Source organism: Corynebacterium sp. c25Ua_47 (assembly GCF_039907205.1).
In the GTDB taxonomy this organism is placed as follows: domain Bacteria; phylum Actinomycetota; class Actinomycetes; order Mycobacteriales; family Mycobacteriaceae; genus Corynebacterium; species Corynebacterium hiratae.
This window is the reverse complement of the sequence record NZ_JASBOH010000048.1, coordinates 1-323: the sequence shown is the minus strand read 5'-3', so window position 1 is coordinate 323 and position 323 is coordinate 1. Positions and strand designations below refer to the sequence as shown.

Sequence of the window (323 nt, the reverse complement as noted above, 5' to 3'; positions counted from 1 at the left end):
CCTAACTCGTTGAAACACGCATCAATACAGTCCAACAAGTAACCAGCTCGCTGTGCTGTCACCGGCACCGGGTCATCAGCGGTTCCCCTGCTTGCTGAAGGCTCTACTCCAAGATCAAGGGTGAGTTGATCTGCATCAATAAGACGCCGGGCCTGGGCTTTAAGCTGCTCAACTTGATCAGGTGAGTGTCCTGATCCAACCTGTTGAAGCTTTTTCGACCCTCGATGCTCAGACCACACCACCTGAACCGCCGTCGCCCCGGAAGCGGTCTTGACAGTGCGAATGTATGGACTCACAAAATCAGACTACCGGCTACCCCCGCC

Annotated in this window: 1 pseudogene; it reads right to left on the bottom strand. The window is 54.8% G+C overall.

Annotated elements, in window-relative coordinates:
* Nucleotides 1-296, bottom strand: a pseudogene (locus QKE52_RS13375) (transposase); the annotation flags it as partial.
* Nucleotides 297-323 lie beyond the last annotated feature (27 nt).